Here is a 2,646-nt window from a genome sequence, read left to right as displayed (position 1 = left end):
AGAGCAGCCCCTCTCTCCTCTCACCTCCCGCTAACTCCCTGCTCCCCCTGCTCGCCGACTCTCCCAATACCGTTGCAACCCATTCAGCGGGATCGGCAACTTCCCCCCTGCAGTTCCCGCCGTGCTCCCTGACACCACCGGCGTCGACGACACCACCGGCCCAGCCTGCATGACCCGCTCCCCTCCACGCTCACGCATCAGATCCGCATCCAACACCGCTAACACCAACGTCGTCAACGGCAGAATAGACAACGTCACCACCACAATCACCCAGATCAACGGCCAGCGACTGACCAACCCCCCCAGCCAACTCAACCGCGGCAACGCGACCAGCGCATGCAACACATTCGCCACCACCTCCACCCACTCATAAACCAGCGCAATCCCGATCAACATCCCAAGCCGCCGCTTCGACAGCACCCGCAGCGCAATCGCCCGCATCACCAAAAACCCCGTCAACGCAAACGCCGCTGTGACCGCCCCAGCCTCGACCATCGCCACCCACCCATCTGCCAGATCCGAGAACAACCAATAAATCGAAGCCGCCGAAGCCGCCGAGAACACCAACGCCACCAGCCGCAACAACCCATGTAACATCTCATGCACCAATCGATCAACCCACCGCATCACTTGCATCACTCACCTCGCCAACTCAGCCACTAACTGCAAAAACCCCTTCGTCCGCTTGTCAATCACCACCAGCGTCACCGCCCGATCCTGCTCCGGTAATTGCAACCGCTGTGCCATCTGCAGCAACTCCTCCTGTGACTTCCGACCCGCCTTCACCTCCCGCTGCAACGCTCGCAGCTCCTCCAACCCAGGCCAACCCCCAATCAGCTTGACATGATACTGAGGCCGCTCCCCACGCGGCGTCAACACCTCTCGATCCACCACCACCAGATCAATGCTGTCTCCAAACATCCCTACCTGCGCCGACTCCACACGCCCAGTCAAAATCATGACCGTCCCTCCTTTCGACGAACACGCGACAGACGCACCACATCCCGCTCATCATACAATGGCACATACCGGTTCCCACGACTCCACCAATAACACCCCACCGGCTGCCAATCCCGCGGCTCCCATCCCTTCCGCCGCAACTGCGACGCCGTCACCACCCCAGGCGGAAACTTCCCCTCCCGATAGCGAGGAATCCCCGGACACTGTCGCCAGGCCGGCGGACGCCACTGCCACTCATACCCACACCGCTCACACCGCCAGCGCCGCTCAGTCCCCTGCCCAATCCACTTTCCTTCATGCACCAACCCCACCGGCGGCGACCAACTCCGCGACCTCCTCATTCTCTCCTCCCCTCACCCTGTACCATCCACCGACTCCACTGCAGCACCTGCTCAGCAGCTCCCTCCTCCTGCCTCATCAACGCCGCTACCTGCTGAACCTGCCTTGTCTCCTCCTCCTGCAGCCACAACAGAATACGCTCACATTCCCGATACAGCTCCTCCTCTCCACACTCCTCAAGCACTAACAGCAACTCATGCACACACGCAATACTTGCCACCACACTGACCACAGGAAACCGCTCCCCCGAAGGGGGCATCTCAATCCACTGCCAACCAAGATCAAGAAACGGCAACACCACCGCCACCCTGGCCAACTGCTCCCACGAACCTTCTTGATACAACCGACCCAAAAATCTCCTCACCATCCGGCTCACACGCTGCTTCCACGCACTCGTCACCTGTCGTCCATTCACAGCCATATCCTTCCCTCCTTCCGACAAACACGTCACTTCCCATTCACCACTCCCCAACACCATCGCCCAAGAACACCCCTGCTCACTCAGAGCACTCCCTCCTCTCCAGACCTCAACACCCGCAGCCCATACCGACGGATCAACAACGCTCCCACGGCAACCCGAAAATGCTCCCGATCCAAAATCATCAACTCATCCGGCCTCATCCGCTCCTCAGCCATCACCGACAACCCCAACGCCCAGTTCAACAACACTCGACGCCCCCGCGAGGCACCTGGCAACATCTGCCCCACTGCCTTCCAATCCAAAAAGCACCCCTGATCAACTCCCACCGCTTGCGCCTCCCGCCACACATCCGCAAAGGCTGTCAACACATACAGCAGACTCCCACTCGACTGCTCATGACACCTCACGAGCCGAGACCACACCCCCCAAAACCGCGCCGCATGTTCCTCCGACAGAAACATCTCCTGATCACCTCCCACCAGGCCGGCAAAGCAGGGAACTGATCCCCATCCCTGCCTTGCCAGCTCTGGACAACTCCTCCCCTTCCAACCGCTCAATGCTCCCTCGCTCGACGCCGCTGCCATGCCCGCTCATCCAACTCTCCCAACAGCTTCGCCAACCCAGCATGACGCCCCATCGCTTCCTGCACCGCTTGTCGCAACCGCTCCGCCCACGCCCATTGCTGACACACCTCACACAACTGCGCCAAGCGAGCCGCCCGCGCACAGAACCCCAACCAATCCACAACCACCATCCCCTCGACCCCATCTCCGGCCACCACCGTTCCCGTCTGCACTCCCCACGCGACAATCAGCAACACCTCACCACGCATCACCACAGGCCAATCGACCTCTGCAGCACACTGCTGCAAGACCTGATCAAACTTCACCCACTCCATATCTTTCCTCCTGCACATGCCGCTCATA

General features: G+C 60.5%; 5 protein-coding genes. All 5 read right to left on the bottom strand.

The annotated features are described in order from the left end of the window. Window positions 1-30: 30 nt before the first annotated feature. Complete coding sequence (locus IRZ24_RS19160; protein WP_297167995.1) at window positions 31-459, bottom strand: hypothetical protein; 429 nt, start codon at window positions 457-459, stop codon at window positions 31-33. 180 nt (window positions 460-639) lie between these two features. Further along, window positions 640-960 carry a hypothetical protein gene (locus tag IRZ24_RS19155; RefSeq protein WP_297167992.1) on the bottom strand — a complete coding sequence of 107 codons (321 nt, stop codon included), beginning with the start codon at window positions 958-960 and terminating at the stop codon, window positions 640-642. Window positions 961-1,297: 337 nt separating this feature from the next. Continuing rightward, window positions 1,298-1,720, bottom strand: a complete 423-nt coding sequence (locus IRZ24_RS19150; RefSeq protein WP_297167989.1) for a hypothetical protein — start codon at window positions 1,718-1,720, stop codon at window positions 1,298-1,300. 80 nt (window positions 1,721-1,800) lie between these two features. Continuing rightward, window positions 1,801-1,998 carry a hypothetical protein gene (locus IRZ24_RS19145; protein ID WP_297167986.1) on the bottom strand — a complete coding sequence of 66 codons (198 nt, stop codon included), beginning with the start codon at window positions 1,996-1,998 and terminating at the stop codon, window positions 1,801-1,803. Window positions 1,999-2,273: 275 nt separating this feature from the next. Next, a partial coding sequence (locus tag IRZ24_RS19140) for a hypothetical protein (protein WP_297167984.1) occupies window positions 2,274-2,646 on the bottom strand: 373 nt, incomplete at its 5' end.

The sequence above is a fragment of the Thermogemmatispora sp. genome (assembly GCF_019683755.1).
In the GTDB taxonomy this organism is placed as follows: domain Bacteria; phylum Chloroflexota; class Ktedonobacteria; order Ktedonobacterales; family Ktedonobacteraceae; genus Thermogemmatispora.
This window is presented reverse-complemented; position numbering and strand designations above follow the sequence as displayed.

Coding starts and splice junctions, on each gene's coding strand:
- IRZ24_RS19145 (WP_297167986.1), bottom strand. CDS start 1,998: ATGTTGCCAGGTGCCTCGCGGGGGCGTCGAGTGTTGTTGAACTGGGCG.
- IRZ24_RS19150 (WP_297167989.1), bottom strand. CDS start 1,720: ATGGCTGTGAATGGACGACAGGTGACGAGTGCGTGGAAGCAGCGTGTG.
- IRZ24_RS19155 (WP_297167992.1), bottom strand. CDS start 960: ATGATTTTGACTGGGCGTGTGGAGTCGGCGCAGGTAGGGATGTTTGGA.